General features: G+C 30.7%; 21 protein-coding genes. 11 read left to right on the plus strand and 10 right to left on the minus strand.

The features are described 5' to 3' along the window. From pnp to KKE07_03805, 5 genes are read left to right on the plus strand one after another with little or no spacing between them, the layout of a single operon-like run. Entirely contained in the window at positions 1-2103 is a 2103-nt protein-coding gene (gene pnp, locus KKE07_03785) for a polyribonucleotide nucleotidyltransferase (protein MBU4269961.1), read from the plus strand. 5 nt (positions 2104-2108) lie between these two features. Beyond that, positions 2109-2924 (plus strand): ribonuclease PH, encoded by an 816-nt coding sequence (rph, locus tag KKE07_03790; protein MBU4269962.1) that lies wholly within the window; start codon positions 2109-2111, stop codon positions 2922-2924. Between the two features lies 1 nt (position 2925). Then, positions 2926-3438: a hypothetical protein gene (locus KKE07_03795; protein ID MBU4269963.1), complete on the plus strand. Its 513-nt coding sequence runs from the start codon at positions 2926-2928 to the stop codon at positions 3436-3438. A gap of 41 nt (positions 3439-3479) precedes the next feature. Next, a complete protein-coding gene (locus KKE07_03800) occupies positions 3480-4427 on the plus strand; it encodes a hypothetical protein (GenBank protein ID MBU4269964.1) in 948 nt (315 codons plus the stop codon). Positions 4428-4451: 24 nt separating this feature from the next. After that, on the plus strand, positions 4452-4730 hold the full coding sequence (locus tag KKE07_03805) for a hypothetical protein (GenBank protein MBU4269965.1): 279 nt from the start codon (positions 4452-4454) through the stop codon (positions 4728-4730). Positions 4731-4789: 59 nt separating this feature from the next. Here KKE07_03805 and sppA read toward each other — a convergent pair whose 3' ends face one another. The 5 genes from sppA to KKE07_03830 all read right to left on the minus strand — a co-directional run bounded on the left by sppA (position 4790) and on the right by KKE07_03830 (position 8091). Beyond that, positions 4790-5725, minus strand: coding sequence for a signal peptide peptidase SppA (gene sppA / locus KKE07_03810; GenBank protein ID MBU4269966.1), 936 nt, complete (start codon positions 5723-5725; stop codon positions 4790-4792). Positions 5726-5789: 64 nt separating this feature from the next. Further along, positions 5790-6206, minus strand: a complete 417-nt coding sequence (locus KKE07_03815) for a hypothetical protein (protein MBU4269967.1) — start codon at positions 6204-6206, stop codon at positions 5790-5792. Positions 6207-6334: 128 nt separating this feature from the next. Further along, a complete protein-coding gene (prmC, locus tag KKE07_03820; GenBank protein ID MBU4269968.1) occupies positions 6335-7222 on the minus strand; it encodes a peptide chain release factor N(5)-glutamine methyltransferase in 888 nt (295 codons plus the stop codon). An 11-nt stretch (positions 7223-7233) separates the two neighbouring features. After that, positions 7234-7848 carry a hypothetical protein gene (locus KKE07_03825; GenBank protein MBU4269969.1) on the minus strand — a complete coding sequence of 205 codons (615 nt, stop codon included), beginning with the start codon at positions 7846-7848 and terminating at the stop codon, positions 7234-7236. Between the two features lie 21 nt (positions 7849-7869). Beyond that, the gene (locus tag KKE07_03830) at positions 7870-8091 is read right to left on the minus strand and encodes a hypothetical protein (GenBank protein MBU4269970.1); all 222 of its coding nucleotides are present in this window, start codon (positions 8089-8091) and stop codon (positions 7870-7872) included. A 95-nt stretch (positions 8092-8186) separates the two neighbouring features. Between KKE07_03830 and ftsY the strand changes: the two genes are divergently transcribed. Beyond that, entirely contained in the window at positions 8187-9086 is a 900-nt protein-coding gene (ftsY, locus tag KKE07_03835) for a signal recognition particle-docking protein FtsY (protein ID MBU4269971.1), read from the plus strand. A gap of 192 nt (positions 9087-9278) precedes the next feature. Here ftsY and KKE07_03840 read toward each other — a convergent pair whose 3' ends face one another. Both KKE07_03840 and KKE07_03845 read right to left on the minus strand, forming a co-directional pair. Then, positions 9279-12284, minus strand: a complete 3006-nt coding sequence (locus tag KKE07_03840) for a hypothetical protein (protein MBU4269972.1) — start codon at positions 12282-12284, stop codon at positions 9279-9281. A 36-nt stretch (positions 12285-12320) separates the two neighbouring features. Beyond that, a complete protein-coding gene (locus KKE07_03845) occupies positions 12321-13649 on the minus strand; it encodes a hypothetical protein (GenBank protein MBU4269973.1) in 1329 nt (442 codons plus the stop codon). A 419-nt stretch (positions 13650-14068) separates the two neighbouring features. On the opposite strand from KKE07_03845, the gene KKE07_03850 reads away from it, so the two are divergent. The 3 genes from KKE07_03850 (at position 14069) to rpsR (ending at position 15684) form a co-directional block, all read left to right on the plus strand. After that, on the plus strand, positions 14069-14758 hold the full coding sequence (locus KKE07_03850) for a helix-turn-helix domain-containing protein (protein ID MBU4269974.1): 690 nt from the start codon (positions 14069-14071) through the stop codon (positions 14756-14758). Between the two features lie 180 nt (positions 14759-14938). Beyond that, entirely contained in the window at positions 14939-15358 is a 420-nt protein-coding gene (locus KKE07_03855; GenBank protein MBU4269975.1) for a 30S ribosomal protein S6, read from the plus strand. A gap of 41 nt (positions 15359-15399) precedes the next feature. Continuing rightward, positions 15400-15684, plus strand: coding sequence for a 30S ribosomal protein S18 (gene rpsR / locus KKE07_03860; protein MBU4269976.1), 285 nt, complete (start codon positions 15400-15402; stop codon positions 15682-15684). A 56-nt stretch (positions 15685-15740) separates the two neighbouring features. Here rpsR and KKE07_03865 read toward each other — a convergent pair whose 3' ends face one another. Continuing rightward, a complete protein-coding gene (locus tag KKE07_03865; GenBank protein ID MBU4269977.1) occupies positions 15741-16421 on the minus strand; it encodes a helix-turn-helix domain-containing protein in 681 nt (226 codons plus the stop codon). 120 nt (positions 16422-16541) lie between these two features. Between KKE07_03865 and KKE07_03870 the strand changes: the two genes are divergently transcribed. Together KKE07_03870 and KKE07_03875 are read left to right on the plus strand one after the other, a co-directional pair. Beyond that, positions 16542-17258, plus strand: coding sequence for a ribonuclease HII (locus KKE07_03870; GenBank protein MBU4269978.1), 717 nt, complete (start codon positions 16542-16544; stop codon positions 17256-17258). A gap of 17 nt (positions 17259-17275) precedes the next feature. Beyond that, positions 17276-17860 carry a hypothetical protein gene (locus KKE07_03875; GenBank protein MBU4269979.1) on the plus strand — a complete coding sequence of 195 codons (585 nt, stop codon included), beginning with the start codon at positions 17276-17278 and terminating at the stop codon, positions 17858-17860. Between the two features lies 1 nt (position 17861). Here the strand turns inward: KKE07_03875 and KKE07_03880 are convergent, their stop codons facing one another. Together KKE07_03880 and KKE07_03885 are read right to left on the minus strand one after the other, a co-directional pair. Continuing rightward, positions 17862-18587: an ATP-binding cassette domain-containing protein gene (locus KKE07_03880; GenBank protein MBU4269980.1), complete on the minus strand. Its 726-nt coding sequence runs from the start codon at positions 18585-18587 to the stop codon at positions 17862-17864. Then, positions 18580-19012, minus strand: a 433-nt coding sequence (locus KKE07_03885; GenBank protein MBU4269981.1) for an amino acid ABC transporter permease, incomplete at its 5' end; no start/stop codon positions are given. The genes KKE07_03880 and KKE07_03885, both read right to left, overlap by 8 nt.

The following is a 19012-nucleotide window of genomic DNA, read 5'->3' on the forward strand; positions in this document are numbered from 1 at the left end:
ATGCAAAAAATTTTTAAGTTAGAGTCTGCTGGATTAGAAGTAGAGATTGGAAAATATGCCAAACAAGCTGATGGCTCTGTTTGGATAAAGGCTGGAAATAATGTTGTTCTGTCTACAGCAGTAGCAGATAATAATGTAAAAGATTTTATGGGTTTTTTCCCATTAACCGTTGAATACAGAGAAAAAACTGCAGCTTCCGGAAAAATTCCGGGAGGTTTTATAAAAAGAGAAGGTAAGTTATCTGATCATGAGGTTTTAATATCTCGTCTTATTGATAGACCTATTCGTCCATTGTTTCCGACAACATATTTTAATGAAGTACAATTATTATCTACTGTTTTTTCGTATGATGGAGAATTTCCAACTGACGTATTGTCCATAATTGGCTCTTCATTAGCTTTGTTTTTAGCGCCAAATATTCCATTTATGGGCCCTATTGGTGCTGTTCAAGCTTGCAAATTAAATGGTGAATGGAAATTCAATAGTTCATATAAAGATTTATTATCTTCGAATTCTCATATAGTAATTGCCGGAACGCAAGATGGTATTTGTATGGTTGAAGGTTATGCAAATAATTTACCGGAATCTGAATTTATTGATTTAATGTTTAATGCACATGAACTTATAAAAGAGCAAATTAAGTGGCAGCATAATATCAAAAAAGAATTAGCCATTATTGATAACGAAATTGTTCCAGCTATAGATTTTGCATATTGGAAGAAAGCCATAGGCGATTTTTACAAACCCGGATTTTCAAAAGTTCTTTTTGTTGAAAGCAAAAAGGAACGTGATGCAGTTATGGCAAAATTGCAAAAAGATTTGATAGAAAATTTTAGTGAAAGCTTAAAAGAAGAAAAGATTTCAGAATCAGTACTTGTTTATATATTTGATTCTTTATTAAAAGAAGATCTTCCTGATATGATTGCTGAAAAAGGACATAGAGTTGATGGTCGAAAATTAACGGAAATAAGATCAATTGATGTTGAAGTCTCTAATCTTCCATGTGCTCATGGATCGGCTTTATTTACACGTGGTCAGACTCAAGCTTTGGCAAGTATTACTCTCGGAACCGCTCAAGATGCTCAAAAAATAGAGCATTTGGCCGGTGGAATTATAGAAAAGAAGTTTATGCTTCATTATAATTTCCCTCCATATGCTACCGGTGAAGTTAAACCTATTCGTGGTGTAGGACGACGAGAAATTGGTCATGGATATTTAGCTGAAAAATCTTTTACAAATGTATTGCCTGAACTTGATATTTTCCCATATACAATCAGAGCTGTCTCCGATGTTTTGGAATCAAACGGTTCATCTTCTATGGCAACAGTTTGTGCTACAAATATGGGTTTATTGGATGCCGGTGTTCCTGTAAAAGATTCTGTTAGCGGTATAGCAATGGGTCTTATAAAAGACAGTAAAGGTAAATTCCATGTTTTAAGTGATATTTTAGGTATGGAAGATGCTTTTGGATTAATGGATTTTAAAGTTACCGGAACTAAAGACGGAATTATGGCAATACAAATGGATATAAAGGCCAAATCCGGTTTAACAAAGGAAGTTTTAACTACGGCTTTATCTCAAGCTAAGGACGGAAGACTTTTCATTTTGAATAAAATGAGTGCTGTATTGGAAGCCCCAAGAAAAGAACTTTCATTGTTAGCTCCTAGAGTTACTACATTTAAAGTTCCTGTAGATAAAATTGGTGCAATTATCGGGCCTGCCGGAAAAATTATTAAAGACATAATTGCTCAAACAGAGTCTGAAATAGATATTCAGGATGATGGTACCGTTATGATTTACTCAAGAAGTGGATCCGGTGCAAAACGTGCTCAAGATTGGGTTCAAATTTTGGCAGGAGATCTTGAAGTAGGTTCTTTCCATGATGGAATAATAAGAAGATTTACCGATTTTGGAATTTTTGTTGAAATTGTTCCTGGAAAAGACGGATTATTACATATTTCCAACATAGATAAAAATTTGCAAAAAAATATTTTGGAAAAATATAAAGTTGGAGATAGTTTAAGAGTAAAAGTTTTAAACTATGATAGAGATTCCGGTAGAATTTCTTTATTTGCTCCTGAATTTAAAAAATCTGATAAGTAGTTTTTATGAATTTAAACAATAGTTTCGTCGGACGAGCCAATGATATGGTTCGTCCGATTGTTTTACAATATGATGTATTTGGCAATGCGGATGCCTCAGTTTTGTTGATGCAAGGTAACACAAAAATTCTTGTAAGTGTTACATTGCAAGATGGTGTTCCTACTTTTTTAAAAGGGCAAAAACAGGGATGGCTTTCTGCTGAATATTCTATGCTTCCTTGCGCTCCACAAAAGCGTGTGGCCAGAGAATCATCTCAACAAAATAAAAATTCACGTAGCGTTGAAATTTCAAGACTTATTGGAAGATCATTAAGATCGGTGGTTGATGTTTGTGCATTTCCGGATAAAACAGTTTGGATTGATTGTGATGTTTTATCTGCAGATGGTGGAACTAGGGTTGCGGCTATAACAGCCGCAAGTTTGGCATTAAAAATTGCACAATCACGTTGGATAAATTCAGGCAAAATTTCAAAAAATTTTTTAAAAGAAGATATTGCAGCTATTTCTGTAGGTGTGGTAAATGATAAAATTCACTTGGATTTGGATTATGCATTAGACAGTAATGCAAGTACCGATTTTAATTTTGTTGTAACCAGATCTCTAAAATTAATTGAAATTCAAGGTACTGCGGAAAAAGAGCCACTCTCTTTAGAAATGTTTGAAGAGTTAAAAAAAGTTGCACTATCCGGCATTCAGCAGGTTTTTGATTCAATCGATAAAGATATTCAAATTAAAGAATTGGTAAAAAATAATTTAAATCAAAATTTGAAAGAAAATAAAATACCGTTATTTAGTATTGCCAATAGATTAAATAATATTTAACATGTTTAAGCGATTTTTATTTTTTATACTTTTGATTATTTTATTACCTTCTTGTGCTTATAAAAATTTTTCAAAAAATATTGTAACTAAGAAAATTAATAAGCCTATTTTTATTTCAATGGCTCAAAATAGTCTTGCATTCGAAAATATTTCTCCAATATTATATGAAAGTGTATTTAAACAATATCTTAGATTGGGATATAGAATTGCAACAGATAAAGAGCATGCATTTAATTTGAATATAAAAATTAAAACTTTATCGCCGATCGAAAATTTTATTTCAAAAGATTTATTGGTTTATAATGTAAGAGTCAATTTAATAGTTATATGTGAGCTGTTCAACTTACAAAATATATTGATTAAAAAAAAGAAATTTGAACTTTCACGTTTGGTTTCAATTCCTGATGATCCTTTAAATAGTTCAAGTTATTTTGATTATGAATATAGGCAGCTTATATCTTATTTGGCAATAAAAATAGAGCGCTATTTTAGAAAATATTTATTTGAAAAATAACTATTGTTATGTCAAGATGTCTTATTATTAGGACATAAAATATGAAAATTTTAGATTTTTTAAATGAAATCAAATCTGCAAATATTTTGCAAGAAAAAAACATATGTTTTTTAGGGTTTGATTATCAATTTTTGTTTTTTCAAAGATTATTTTATTTTTTTGAAAATAAAAAATATTTGCCGGCAAAATATAAAAATTTGATAATTGAATCTGCAGATAAAAATGAGATTCAGACGAGTTTAACCCAAACTTTTTTGGGAGAAAAATATTTTTATTGGCTTTCTGATGCCAGTTCATTTAAAGATATTGAATATTTGTTAAATTATAAATCACCGCACTATATATCTTTTTATTTGAATAAAGAAAAAGTGTTTAAATCTACAGATAATAATAAATTTATTTTTGTAGAAATAGACGGTGAAATAAGATTTGAAGATTTCGTAAAAATTACAGAGATTTTAGAAATAAAAATATCATCACAAAAGTTATCAATAATAAAAAAAATATATTCAGGATTGAATAAAAATTTTACTCTTGATCAGATTATAATGTTAATAAATTATATTGATTTAATAAGAGTAGATAAAGAAGCAGATGTAATAGAATATATTTTTTCTGTATTGAATAATGGTTTGCCGTCGTTGAATTTGTTGGCAACATATTTTTTCGAAAAAAAGCAAAATGAATTTTTTAAAATATGGACACAAATATATAACGAGTATCCTGAAATGTTTTGGATATCTTTTTGGGCTGATAAAATCTACAGAGCATATTTTGTTGTTAATTTTTTAAATAAAAATGACTATGCTACTGCACGATCTTTAAGCTTCGGTTTGCCATATTCATTTTTAAAAGGTGAATGGAAAAAAAATTTACCAAATGTATTGTCAAACTATCATGATTTCCTTTACACTAATGACTTCAGGGTAAAAACAGGATCTACTTTTTGTTTTATGGATCTTTTTTATCTAAATCATTTTAGTTGTTAATCAACATATAAAAAGAGGGGATTTATGTCTGTATCGTTGTATGATTTACTAAAACGCGATGTGAAAAAGATGGTTTTTGGTATTTCTAAATATGAAAAAGGTAATATTTATCCATTAATAGTTGAAGAAGTAGAAAAATATGTAATTGAAGTTGTTTTAGAAGAGGTGAATTACAATTATTTTAGAGCGGCGCAGGTTTTAGGAATTAGTAGGAGCACGCTTTATCAAAAGATTAAAAATTTGAATATTGACGGAGAAAAACCTGCTTTAATGATTACAGAAAATAGAGAACAAGAATTTTAAAAAAGATCTATTTTGTTTATATTGCCCAGCGCAGGCGCACTGGGCGATATTTAATATTACTACGATATTAAGTTATTTTGTTTATTCATCAAATTTGAATAAACTGCATGTAGAAAATTTGCGGATTTTGATGCAAAATCAGAATCGTCATCACCGTTTTCATCATCTGCTGTAAACATTCTTATTAAACCTGTTTGACGTTTTGGCGTTATAAATTTAATTTCAGTATCTATCTTGGCTAATTCTTTAATAGCATTTTCAGCATCAGTCAACGTTCCTATTTTATCTATTAATTTTAGTTCTTTGGCTTTGGTTGCTATAAATATCTGTCCATTAGCCCAGATATTACTATTTTTAGCATCTAAATTTCTTGAATTTGCAACATCAGCAACAAATTGTGTGTAATTTTGATCGGCTAATTCTTGTAAATAACTTTCTTCTTCACCGGTTAATTCTTTTAAAGGATTACCTGTAGTTTTGAATTTTCCACTTTGAATAAATTTAAATTTAATATTCCATTTATCCAAAAGTTCTTTTACATTAGGAACTTGAAGGTATACGCCAATACTACCAATCAGGGCACTTGCCGGTGATATAATTTGATCGGCGGCACTTGCAACATAATATGCACCCGATGCACAAAGATTTTCAACTAAAACTACAACCGGCTTTTCTTTTTTAAATTTTTTTAATTCTTCATATATTGCTTGGCTTGAGCCCGGAGTTCCTCCCGGACATTCTATTTTTACAAGTAAAGCTTTAATTTCAGGATCCTTTAAAAAACTTTTGATTTTTTTAACATAAAAAGTCGAATCGCTTATAACGCCTTTTATGTTAAGTTTTCCAACATAAGTTGTTGGTGTAACTGCTTTATTATAATATTTTTTGATATTTGAAATCGCACTGGGAACAAATTGTAATAAAATTATAATTATAAAAATATTTTTAATTGTAGTGAAAATACTTTTTGACCACTTTTTATTTTCTGTTTCCAAAGTAAAGCCCTTTTTTTTATATAGAAAACTTATATGAATAAAATTATATAGACATTAAACGTATTTAGATACTAAATATTTTTTTGTAAGTATCGCTTAAGGCTATTTTAACGTTCTTTTTAGAACCTTTAATAGTTTGACTTATATGAAATGGATCTTTTTTATTATAAACAAAGACAATTTCTTTTGCATTTATTAAAGATGTATTTGTATGTAATTTTTCTTCATAAAAATCAGGTTTTTTTCTATAGCCGGTATGATGAATTCTTGTTTTTATAGAAATTTCGTTATTTCCAATGCCATATGTAATTGAGGCTTTATATAAGTCATCATGGTTTTTTATCTTATTATTAACTGTTGATATTGCATTATCAGTTATATTAAAACGAGAATTTTGAAAAGCGGCACTCGTCACGGGAGATTGATAAATTATCGCTGCTACGATTAGCGCACAGGTTGTTTTTAAAAAACTATGTTTCATAAATTAATCCTCTTACTGTCTAATTTTTAGCTTTCTGATACAAATAATCTATTAAATTTTACCTTCCATGTCAATCAAGTGAAGCTTTAAGTGTTATAATGTGTGATTTAAAGCCATTTTTGCGTATTTTAATGCGAAATTGCGTGAATTAGCCGAATTATTCCTTGCAAATCTTTATAAAAAGTTATGTTTTTAAAGCCATTTGTTTCTAGTAGTATTTTTATGTCTAATTCCTGCCCCTTACCTATTTCTAAATACATGTTATTTATACCATTTTTTTCTAACATTTCAGATTGTAATAAGTGATTTTTTGCATGATTTATTATAATTTTATAAGCATGTAAGCAATCGTTGTTTGCTACAAGCGCTTTTTTATCTTCCCAATCTTTTACGGTTTTATCTAAACGCTCCCATTCATTTTCACAAATATATGGTGGATTGCTGACTATTATATCAAATTTTTGATTTTCTAAATTTTCATAAAAATCAGAAACTATAAAATTTGCGTTTTTAATATTATTTAATTTTTTGTTTTTATTTGCCAAATTTATTGCTGCCTGATTTATATCAATTCCTGTAATTTCTGAATTTGGCAAGTTTTTGGCTAATGAAAGCGCAATGCAACCGCTTCCTGTTCCAATATCTAAAATTTTTATTTTTTCATGGTTTATTTTTTGTAAATTTTTCAATACAAAATCTAACCATTCTTCAGTCTCTGGTCGTGGAATTAATATTGGTGGCTCAACCAAAATTTTGAGATCTAGAAAGTTTACATAGCCAAAAATATATTGTAATGGCTTTCTGTTTTTTACTCTTTGCTCAACCCAGTTATCAATTGTTTCTATTTGTTCTTTGTTTAAAGTAATCATATCTTCTAATAATAATTTTAGTTTATTTTTTTGTGTTATTTCTTCAAGTATCCAATAAGCTTGTTGTTCAGCTTCTTGTGATGAGCTGCAGGCCGGTGTAAGATTGTTTTTTAAATTATTTAAGAAATTTATTAAATTATAATTCACGGTGATTGCTTTTAACTTTTAATTGTAAGTAAACTATTTAGATAACTAGCAATTACAAAAATATTATTTTTAAGTTCGAGCATTTTATTCAAATAACTATTTAAATCTTGATTTGAAGCATCAAATTGAACTTTAAAAGTTACCTTTTTTTCCTCTTCCATAAATGCTTGAATTTCTATAATATACTGATCTATTACTTTTAGTTCTTCACTAAGATCATTACTTATAAGTAGTATTGGAGAAAGAAGACTACTCGTGTGCATGGAACAAGCTTTTTGGTTTAAATATTCTATAATTTTTATTTCTTTATTATTAATTTTGTTAACTACAAATTGATCAGTGGCCCAAACAAGCGTTTTTATTTTACTATTCATCTCATCGATAAATATTTTTTTGGGAGTTAATAAATTGGCTAGAATATTTTCTTTTGTATATTTATAACCATCTGCTTTTGTAACAAATTTTTTGAAATTTTCTTTTGTAAGTTTGGTTATATTATTAACATTTTGTTCTATTTTATTTTTTATTCTTGTAATTCCGGGCATATTTACACCCGCAAAATAGCCAGTAATTGGGTTTAATATTGCCATTATTACTATAGATCGTATAAAATTATTTACTTTCACATATTCCCCTTTGTTTTTAATTTAATCTTTTTTTTCAAGTGCTTTCTCTAATTCTTCTAATTTTTCATATCGCTTTTTTAAAAATTTGTTTAAATTATTTTTTTCTGGATTAAATTTGTTTTCATATATTTTTACAGGTAGACTGGCAGGTCTTTTTGGCAACGCAAGAGTTGATTCTTTTCCTGCATTAATATTTGAACTTATAGTTGCTGCTACAATTAAAATAGTTACTATTAGTTTCATGCTTTACCCTTTGTAATTTGTATAATTTGATATGTAATATATTATGTATTAAGTTTAGTTTTACAGTTAATTTATACAGTTATTTGGGAAATATAATGTTTAAATTTATAAAAGACAAGATTAAAAAAGTTTATAGCGAATTTACGTCAAAAATAACCTCTATTTTTTCAAACAACAAACCTGATGAAAAATTTTTAGAAGAACTTAAGATTTTGCTTATATCTGCCGATACGGGAGTAAAGACCACAGATTTTATTATTAATAAACTAAAAGAAAATATAAAAAGTAAAAATATTAGTGATATGAATTTAGTAAAATCTGAGCTTGAAGCTATTTTAATTAATTTATTGCAAGAAAAAAGTGTAATTAATACAAACCCTGAAATTTTACTGTTGGTTGGTATTAACGGCACCGGTAAGACAACTTTTGCAGCAAAGATTGCAAATAAATTTAAAAATGAAGGCAAAAAAGTTTTACTTGTTGCAGCAGATACTTTTAGAGCTGCAGCGGTTGAACAACTTGAAAATTGGGCAAAAAAAATTGGTGTTCAAATTTTTGTGCCAACAAATTCTTCAGATCCGTCAGCTGTAATATTTGATGCTCTTATAAAATTTAAAAAAGACAATTATGATCATATAATTATAGATACTGCAGGTAGATTGCAAACTAAAGTTAATCTTTTAAAAGAGCTAGAAAAAATTTATAGAGTTATTTCAAAAGCTTTAGGTGAAAATCACCAAAAAACAATATCAAGTTTTATTACTGTTGATGCAATGCTTGGGCAAAATTCATTTGAACAAGTAAAAGTGTTTAAAGAAGTTACAAAACTTGATGGAATAGTTTTGACCAAATTTGACGGTACCGGAAAAGGAGGAATTGTTTTTTCAATTGTATCTCAACTTGATTTGCCAATTGTTTATATTACTTTTGGCGAAGATTTAGCTGATATAAAAACTTTTGATTCAAAAGAGTTTGTAAAAGAGTTATTGGGTTAAAATTTTTACAGATTCCAACTTCGAGTCCATGTTAAAATTACATGATTAAAATTTGAAATCTTTATTAGACTAACCGAACAATTGTCCCACTGAAGGTGGGCGATGTGAGTTTAGTCGTTAGGGGTTTCTAGGGGAACCCTAGATTTGCAGGGGTTGTAGGGGACTTTCAAACAAAGTCCCCTACGTAAAGAATTACTCTAATGCAATTACACCATTGCCTGTACCGGCAAGAATTATTCCAAGACCTGAAATATTTTCTATCCAGTATATATTTTCTGTTTCAACATCAGATGTTTTGTATGGTGTGCTCATATTCCATTGTTGAGCATCAAATGGTAAAGATTCAAGCATATTTGGTTTTGTTTTATCTGCTACCCATTCGGATGCGTTAAATCTTGTGTAGAAGCGACGTCCGCCGTCTGTCCAGAAGTTCATGGATCTGTCTACATAATTTTTTCTGCTGGTTCCGGTTGCCATATCTCTGTTTGTATAATTTATGTAGCCACTGGCATTTCTGGTATTTTCACCGGTGTCGTTCATTGTTACGTTTGAACCGAATTGGTGATATGAACTATTTTGATACCAATTATTTTCTGCATCATAAAAGGCATTTGCAAATACTTTGTGACATGCACCATCATTAGATGCAGGTGTTGCCGGTACTCGTTTTGGCGAGTATAAAGATCTGTATGCTCTACTTGAGCTTACGGCAATCCATGTGTTCGGTGCATTGTTACCTGCTGTTGTTAAGTTAGCTAATGCTTCGCTGGATTGTATCAAACCTAGATTGGTTGATATGATACCGCGATGAGCTGATTTTCCGCTTGCATCTATATCTCTTACACCTTGAGCATCTGTGATAAATTTGAAGCCTGTAAAAATTGTGTTGGCTGGAATTTCATCCAAACCGGATTGAGCAATTAATACTGGTGTCATTGATGTTGCAACTATTCCAAGAGGCAATCTCCATAGTTTTGATGTAAATCCACCAACTGTTGTTAGGTCTTGTTCTACAACATAAACATATGTTCCATCAGCATCTATGGCCGTTACAGCACCTTTTATGTCAGATGCAAAGAGTTGTTTCCAGGCAAATGAGTTAGGATCATCTGTAAATGGAGCTGCTGCTAAAGTTGTTAAACCTGTACTACCGTTGAAACCTGCAAATGTTGTAGGATGGCAATATGCCCAAAGACCTTTGTCTGTTCCGGCAAAAAAGTATGATGAATTTTCATTAGCTACACGACGTGAATAGCCTAGGCACCTTACTGTTGCAGCACCGGAAGGAAGAGGTGTTTCTAAAAAGTTAGCTCCGTCTGCAAAACCATTTATTGCAGTAGGAATAATAATTCCTCCTGAAAGATATTGAGTTCTTGCAAAGTATACTTTTTCATATCCACCAAATAGTGCCAATGATGCGGCACTTGTTGATGTACCATATATACCAGGAGTGCTTTTTGGAATATCAAGTACGCATATGCAATTTTTATATGTTAACGCTCTAAATTTTTTATATAAAGAGTCTACCAACGAATTATCCGTGAATGCTGTGGCTACTCCATCCGCCCATTTCATACGAACAACTTTTTTAGCATCATCTGCAGCACCAGGAATAACTGCCCACAATTTATTATTTTTAGCATCAACAGAAAAGAAGTGAGCTTTATCTTCATATGTTGTTATGCCGCCTAATGCAGGCATTACTCTTTCCCATGCCGTCCAACCGATAATTACACCATCTTTATCAAACATGGCGGTTGATGCCCAGACACCAGGATCATTATTTGCATCTCTTACAGATCCGGACATAGATACATAAACCGTATCACCAACAACTTCCATATCATTAGCTGTATATGCTGGTTGCCATGGAGCGGTTTGTCCACCAACTTGTAGTGAACCTGTATTTCCTCCATCCAATCCTTTAGTTGTTACACCCGCAGCATCTGTTAATGTAAAGTGATTTTCGAGCGTAAATCCTAATGAATTATTTGGTATAATCTGACCCTTTGTATTATCGTTTCCTGTGATTGTTGCGGCAGCTGTTGGGTTATACCTTAAGGCCCAAAATTCATTTCCAGTAGTAGTTGCACCGGTTGAAACAACTTTTCCATTTACAATTAAATAATGAAGATTTGTGCTTGTTTTCATTGTCCGAATTTTGTGTAATTTAGGACTGAATGTTCCCACAGCGCTTGTATTTGGGTTTTTTGAAGATGTAAAAATTGTTGTATCTCTATTACTTAAAGCGTTTTTATCATGAGGTATTACGTCTGAAATTATCATTAGAGCGTCATTTGTACTATTAAATGTTACTTTAGATATTGCAACATAAAAGTCTCTGTTTGCTCCTGCGGCTGGTTGAGCTAATGTGTAAACATTTGAAGCTATAAATAATGTTTTTAATTCTGAATTCCAGTACATATTTGCAACAAAAGAATTTGCATCATTTGCAAGCGCTGTTTGGTTACTACCTTTTCTAAGCGGAGCACCATCTCCATTGATTTGTCCTATTGTTAAGTTATATGCTAATGCATTAGGGCTTTCAGGGCTTGCAAATGTTCCTGTTCCTATTCTATAAAAAGTTGTTGCTGTTGCAAATCTAAATGCTTCAATTCCACCTAAAGCTGAAATATCATTTGTTGCCTGAACTTTTGTGAAAAAATATGCTCCTGCCGGTGTATTTGCATTTGTACCTCCGGCTATATCTGTTCCGTTATAATAACCTCCTGCGATTTTAGATATTTTTGTTGCATTATTTCCGTCTGTAAGTTTTATTTGATTGGCACCAGTTTTTGCTGTTGTTGCTGATATTGCTGTTGCAGATGTCGCAGAAAGAGCACCTGATGTTGCGTCATCTTTATTTTTAAACCCAACCCATGCTGCAGCTGTTCCATCTGTGCTTGCGATTGCCATTTGTGCGTTTAATACTTGACATGCGGTTGCTGTTGTTCCAGCCAATCCTGTAAAAGTGGTATCGCTTCTGCCGGCCTTGGATATGGTATACTTAACATCTGTTGTATCGTCTGTTGCCAAGCCTGTATAAAATTCTCCAACATAGCGATCAAAAGCTTTTGCAGTAATATTGGATGTGAAATTATCTACAGTCGATGTTTTTTTTACAGTCTCAACTGCAAACAAGGGGGAAGATAAGCCGACACATAATAGTGCCAGCAGCATTATCCTTATTCGTCTCATTTAATTCTCCTATAATTTAAAAATTTATTATGGCTTTTACCACAATAGATCAACACCAATTCCTGCACCAAATGGATCTGTTTTATATGAATTTTTACCGTCTATAGGTAATTCATAAAATACATTGACTCTTGGAGCCCATTTGGTTGTTTCTTTCATATGAATTGAAAAATCGTAATCAAGCATGAAATGCAATACATGCGTATACCAACCGTGTAACATGCTATTTTTATTTACAGCAGCTTTATCAAAAAGAGTTGTGTTATCAGGTGTTATGGAATCTTCTTCTTGTCTATTGTAAGAATATCCAAATATACCTGAAAGGCCCTTCCAGAAGTGGTCAAACTTCATGTCTGCACCTAAGTACCAGAGTGTGCCTTTTTCTTCTTTTGCCATACCTTTTGCAAGCATTATGTGACCATTTTGTTCACTAAATGTTTGCATTCTCATTTCACGTCTATTTTCGTCAAAGAACCATGTAAATCCACCGAATAAATCTATGCTTAACCATCTTAGAACTCCAAAATCAAGTTCTAAAGATCCGGTCAAACCCCAGTGATGATTATATCCTGTAGGTATTGAGAATATATAATCGGTTTTTACACGTTCGCCCGTTGGACATAAAAATCCTAAACGAGCTGAAAGATCCAATGTAAATACATCTTCACCTTCGTCATTGCGTTTTTCAAAAATATCTTCCCAACCAAGTAATAAACTGATATCACCTAAACCTGTTTTGCCATATGGAGTGCTGTATGATTTATAGTCGTAATAATTTAATATTGAGTTAAGATCGTTTTTGAATTGAATCCATTCACCTGTTTCTTGTGAATAAACACCATGCTCCGGTGATTGGTCGGTATAAGAGATATTTTTGATTTTTACTTCTCGTACAGGAACTCTACCTTCAAGAAAAAATCCCTTTTTAAGATTTTTTCGTACTTGATAGTTTGATTCCCACATTTCAAATTTACCATCAAATTTGAGTGTTCCAAAAGTACTATCTGGATCGTAGCTGATACTTTCTGTAAAAGCTTTCATGAAGTTTGCATGGTTTTGAATTGTTGGATCCGTTATCTGAACATTTTCAAACAACCAAACCATACTGTATGCACCGGTGTCATTTAAAATATTTGTTGTATTGCCGTTTTTATCCCAACCGGAATGGGCATCGCCGTACATCAAATTATCTTCTACTTTCCATAGCCAGTCCGAAATTCCATAATATTGTTTATCATCGAACCAACAAGCAGTAGGATTTCTGTGTAGGTTTGCACTCTTATAAAAGTGTGCGTTATCTGTTGCTCTCAGGCCTTGAGCTATCAAAAGACCGATAAAGAGCAACTTGAGATTTTGTCGTCTCATTAATACTCCCCTTACGTAAAAAGATTAAACAAACTAACAAAAAACGTAGTGTATAATTATAACTCTCTTTTTTTTGATGATAAGAAACACACTTTCTTATCCGTTACGTTTTTTGTCATAAAAAGCTTTATTTATTATGTGAGCCTATGCAATATAATTTTTAATATAAAGCTTTTTATAAAAAGTCTATTTATGTTGATTTATACAATAAATTGTTAGATTTTTTTGTATAAATCAACAGTAACTGTAATTTTCATACAAAAAGTTACTATTTTTATTACAAAAATAAAGAAAAATGGCGTTTTTTTTCACATTGTTAAGTTTTTTATACGTATTTTGGGGTGCGGTTGCCTAACAGAAACAAAAGAATTACTATTGAAAAAGAATAAAATAGTAGATATAAATCTTTGGAGGTTATCATGGTTTCTACAAAATTAAGGGTTCAAGAGCTTTTACGTGAAAAGCGTTGGACCACAAAAGTACTCGCTGAAAAGACAGGTATGTCTGAAAGTTATTTGACTCATATAAAAAACGGGACAAGACGTTGGAACGAAGATGCTTTAAAAAAGCTAGCATTAGCTTTTGAATTGCATCCTTCAGATTTACTTTTATTAAGAAAAGAATCCGGAGAGATTCAAACAAATGTTGCTATGCCAAATATTGAAGGTTTAGCGGATTTGGAAAAAACGGTTGATGTTAAATTACGTTTAGCTCCAGTTGTTAATGAAATTCCATCTGAACCTACAAGCTATAATAATAGATTAATGCAGGTTGCTTCTGGAAATCAGGATAAATTTGTACCGGTTATTGGTGCTGATGACGAAAATGTTTTTGCATTGGAAGTTCAAGATAATGGTATGTCGCCAAAATTTGTAAAAGGTGATTTATTAATTATATCTCCTGCAGTATGGACAAGATCCGGTGATATAGTAGCAGTTGAGTATGGTCAAGAAACTAAAATTAGAGAAATCATGCAAGTAAATTACATGGAAGACTTTGTAGTTTTAGAATCTGTAAATCATAAAAATGCTCCTAAAGCCCTTGTTCGTGGCAAGGATAACTTTAGAATTATCGGTAAAGTTATTTATAGATATCAAAAGATGTCTTAAAATTAAATTTTTATAAAAAATAAAAAAAGGCTCATAAATTGGGCCTTTTTTTATTCAGATCAGGTTGCATAAACTTTCATTTTTGTTAATATTATTCACATGTTTTAGTGTTTTTTAAAGGATTCCATTAGTCAAATAGTTTGACTATCTCCTTTCAAGATTTTTTAGGAGAATCTATATATGCTACGTTATGAAACGTTGATGCTAACAAATAGCCACATAACAAAAGACGAAATTAATATGCTTGAAAGCTTTTTTGATAAGCTAGCAGCTAATTTTAGTGGAAAGATGTTTGCATTTGATAATTGGGATAAGCAACGTCTTGCTTATACCGTCAAAAAAAATGATTACGGAACTTATGTTCTTGTAAGATATGAGCTTCCGCTTGAATCATTGACAGCCTTTTTTAAAGAATTGGATTCATTTTTTAAAATTAAATGTAATGAAATAGTTTTGCGTAATGTGACTGTAAAACTTGATCCAAAGAAAACATTGGAGTACAGAAAACCTGAATCGGTAACTTCAAGATCCGGTAATTTGGACTCTTTTATAAGAGAAAATAAAATGGATAAGTTTTTAGATTCAGATGAGCGAGATTAAGTTTAATTTTTTGAAAAATAATTAATTTTAAAAAGGTAAATATGTCAAAATTTAAATTAAAAGTAAGTTCAAGACTTTTGAAAAAGAAAATTAGAAAACAAGGTTTTTTAGGCCAAAAACATTGCAGATTCTGTTCGGATAAAGAGCAGGAACAATTTTTGGATTATAAAAACGTAAATATGCTTAGAGGTTTTTTAACTGAACGTGGTAAAATTCTTCCTTCAAGAGTTTCCGGAAATTGTTTTCATCATCAAAGAGAACTTTCCAATCAGATTAAAATAGCAAGATCTATGGCTCTTCTAGCTTATTGCACAATAAATAGATAAAAGAGTTTTATATTAAAAAAGCCCGGTAAAAATTACCGGGCTTTTTTTTGTTTCTATTAACCTAATTTTTGGTATCGATGTATAACTTTACCGATAACTCTAAAATTATCTTTTCCATTAACCAAAGCGACAGGAGCAGATTTATGGTTTACGGATTCTAAAACTATAAAATCGTCCATATAAGTTATTTGCATTATGCCAATTGTTGGTGATGAATTATTGCCCGCGGTATATTCAACTGCAGCTATATCGCCCGATCTTGTCCAGCTTTCAGGAGAAATTATTAAATAATCGCCTTTTACAAAATTGGGTGCCATGTTATTACTTTTTACAAAAAGGCAAAACATGGAATCATCAGCAATATTAAATACAGGAACGAAAACATCTTTAAAACCGGATGTAACCTGGACCATTTGATTGTTATAGGCTGATGGATTTGCAGGAATTTGACCAACAACAGGAACTACTTTTAATTGCAAATCAACGCCAGTAGTTTCAGGTAGTTTTACATTTTTGTCGACATCATCAGTTCTAGATTTTTTGTATAAAAAAAGATCTATGGGTGAAAGATCAAAAGCTACAGCTAATTTTTTTAAAGAATCTTCATTCCAACGTCTTGTTCCGTTTTTTATATGAGTCAAATAACTTTCAGACATACCTGTCTTTTCAGCTAAAACTTTAGTAGTCCAACCTCTTTCGCGCAGAAGCTCTTTCACTCTTAGTTGAGTTGATGCCATTAAAGTACTCCTTAATTTTTAAAAAATATAATTTATGATATTATTATAATTTAAATAAATTGTGTCAAATAGAATAATTAAATAATTTTTTTATTTTTTAAACCGTCCTAGTTGAATTAAATGAAGCTAACAAAAAACTTTTACGAAAATCAAGCTTGGGAAAATAAAAAATATGTGTGTGGAATAGATGAAGTTGGAAGAGGGTGTCTTGCCGGGCCTGTTGTTACTGCAGCCTGTATCTTGCCATTGAGTAGTAGTTATGAGTTATTAAAAGATTCAAAAATTTTGACACAGCAAGAAAGAGAAACTGCTTTTTCTTGGATTGAAAAAAATTGTTTTTATTCTGTTGCAATTTCTGATCATAAAAAAATTGATAGTCTAAATATTTATCAAACTACTAAAATAACTATGGAAAAAGCCTTGATGCAGTTGTTTTATACTATGCCGCTTAATATAAAAAATTTAGAATTTGTACTTACAGATGCCATGCCAATAGATATAAGTTTTTTAAAAAAAGACTGGATCCCCGATCAAGTCGGGGATGACACTGAACGCAATAATTTGATAGAAAATCCAAAACTATTTTATTTTCCCAAGGGTGAATCTATTTCACAGTCGATTGCTGCAGCTTCAATAGTGGCTAAAGTTTTCAGAGATAATTTAATGAACAAGATAGATAAAATTTTTCCGGCATATAAATTTAATTCGCACAAAGGTTATGGAACGCAAGATCATGTATCGGCGATACAAAATTCCGGCGTAACGATAATTCACAGAAAAACTTTTTTGAATAATATTGTTAATAAGAATGGAGAAAAACAGAATAGTATTTTTTAAAATTAATTGGAGAGAGTTTGGAACAGTCTTTTGCTGAAATTATTGAATCAAATCTTGGTAATTATTTAGCACAAGCTTGGGATATAGAAAAACCACCTATTTTTGGATCTTTGGTTGAAGTTGAAATAAATAATAAAAAAATTTATGGCATAGTAACTTCTGTGGCCACTAAATCCATAGACTCCACACATTACCCGTTTATTTATAAAAAAACAGAAGAAGAATTAAAGCGAGATCAGCCGCAAATTTTTGAATTTTTAAAAACAATTTTTAATGTATCTATTATTGGATATTCTGAAAACAATTCAAAAATATACTATCAAATACCTGATTCTGCAGTAAAAATACATAAGTTTGTAAAAAAATGTAATCTTGAAGTTGAACGAGTTGTTTTTTCACAAACAAATTTTTTATCTGTTTTATTTTCTAATAACATAGACAATATTGATGAATTACTTTTAGTTATTCTTAGTAATTTGAATAATAAAAAATTAATCTCACAAAAATATATAGAAAATTTTTGTTATGATTTTTCTTTGTTAAGTGGAAATGACTATAAAAGATTAAAACTCTTTTTAAAAAGGGTTCAAAATATTTATTAATTTAAATTTGTGAGTTTGTACCACTTATAAAAGAGTTTATTTGAGGATAAGATGATTTGTTGTTCCAAAATATATTTGAATCAACAGATTGAATTATTGCGCCATCTTGCATTAAATGTATGGTACAATTTAATTTTTCTATTAATAAAGTATCGTGTGTTGCAATTAATATAATGTAATTTTGTTTTGCAAGTTCTTGAATGTTTTGAGCTACATATGTTGTAAGCAAAGGATCTAAAGCAGAAGTTGGTTCATCAAAACATATAATTTGTGGCTTTAATGCTAACGCTCTGGCTATGGCTAGTCGTTGTTTTTGTCCTCCAGATAATTGAGATGGATAAGAACTTGAAAGATCTTCTAATTTATAATGTTTTAATAAATCGTTGGCAGTATTAGTTGATATTGATTTGTTTATTTTGTAAATTTTTTCCAAAATAATTGTAATGTTTTCGCGAACAGTTAGATGTGGAAATAAGTTAAATTGTTGAAATACCATTCCTATAATATTATTTGGGCTAATTTTTTTAAAATCAATAATTTTATTGTTTATTTTAATTATTCCTGATGTTATTGGCTCAAGGTGATTAAGGACTCTTAGTAATGTTGATTTACCAACGCCTGAAGATCCAAGTAACATGGCAATTTCACCTGGCTTTACTGATAGATGAATATTTTTCAATATATTTTTATTATTTAAAGTTACAGATAGATTTTCAATTTTAAGCATTTTTATTCATCCTACGTTCAATTCTTGAAAGGCATAATGATAGTATCGTTGTAATTATCAAATAAATACCGGTGATCATGTAATATACCGGTATGACTTTATATGTTCTACTTATAATAATAGATCCCTCTTTTACCAATTCAACTACTCCTATAGTGGATGCTAAACTTGAATCTTTTATTAATGTAATAAATTCGTTTCCGAGAGCAGGAATAATTACTCTGATGGCTTGGGGTAAAATAATGAATTGCAGTGTTTGTATTTTATTAAATCCAAGAACTTGAGCTGCTTCCCATTGACCTATTCCAATTGAAGAAATACCTGATTTAATTGTTTGGCTTAGATATGCGGCGCTATTTAATCCAATTGCCAGTGCTGCTGACCAAAAAGCTGAAATATCTATTCCCAATTGAGGGAAAATATAA

The sequence above is a fragment of the Candidatus Dependentiae bacterium genome, assembly GCA_018897535.1.
Classification (GTDB): domain Bacteria; phylum Babelota; class Babeliae; order Babelales; family UASB340; genus UASB340.

Bases quoted from the DNA above. Each gene is read 5' to 3' on its own strand.
- pnp (MBU4269961.1), top strand. From the start codon at position 1: ATGCAAAAAATTTTTAAGTTAGAGTCTGCTGGATTAGAAGTAGAGATT.
- rph (MBU4269962.1), top strand. From the start codon at position 2,109: ATGAATTTAAACAATAGTTTCGTCGGACGAGCCAATGATATGGTTCGT.
- KKE07_03795 (MBU4269963.1), top strand. From the start codon at position 2,926: ATGTTTAAGCGATTTTTATTTTTTATACTTTTGATTATTTTATTACCT.
- KKE07_03800 (MBU4269964.1), top strand. From the start codon at position 3,480: ATGAAAATTTTAGATTTTTTAAATGAAATCAAATCTGCAAATATTTTG.
- KKE07_03805 (MBU4269965.1), top strand. From the start codon at position 4,452: ATGTCTGTATCGTTGTATGATTTACTAAAACGCGATGTGAAAAAGATG.
- KKE07_03815 (MBU4269967.1), bottom strand. From the start codon at position 6,206: ATGAAACATAGTTTTTTAAAAACAACCTGTGCGCTAATCGTAGCAGCG.
- KKE07_03830 (MBU4269970.1), bottom strand. From the start codon at position 8,091: ATGAAACTAATAGTAACTATTTTAATTGTAGCAGCAACTATAAGTTCA.
- ftsY (MBU4269971.1), top strand. From the start codon at position 8,187: ATGTTTAAATTTATAAAAGACAAGATTAAAAAAGTTTATAGCGAATTT.
- KKE07_03840 (MBU4269972.1), bottom strand. From the start codon at position 12,284: ATGAGACGAATAAGGATAATGCTGCTGGCACTATTATGTGTCGGCTTA.
- KKE07_03845 (MBU4269973.1), bottom strand. From the start codon at position 13,649: ATGAGACGACAAAATCTCAAGTTGCTCTTTATCGGTCTTTTGATAGCT.
- KKE07_03850 (MBU4269974.1), top strand. From the start codon at position 14,069: ATGGTTTCTACAAAATTAAGGGTTCAAGAGCTTTTACGTGAAAAGCGT.
- KKE07_03855 (MBU4269975.1), top strand. From the start codon at position 14,939: ATGCTACGTTATGAAACGTTGATGCTAACAAATAGCCACATAACAAAA.
- rpsR (MBU4269976.1), top strand. From the start codon at position 15,400: ATGTCAAAATTTAAATTAAAAGTAAGTTCAAGACTTTTGAAAAAGAAA.
- KKE07_03865 (MBU4269977.1), bottom strand. From the start codon at position 16,421: ATGGCATCAACTCAACTAAGAGTGAAAGAGCTTCTGCGCGAAAGAGGT.
- KKE07_03870 (MBU4269978.1), top strand. From the start codon at position 16,542: ATGAAGCTAACAAAAAACTTTTACGAAAATCAAGCTTGGGAAAATAAA.
- KKE07_03880 (MBU4269980.1), bottom strand. From the start codon at position 18,587: ATGCTTAAAATTGAAAATCTATCTGTAACTTTAAATAATAAAAATATA.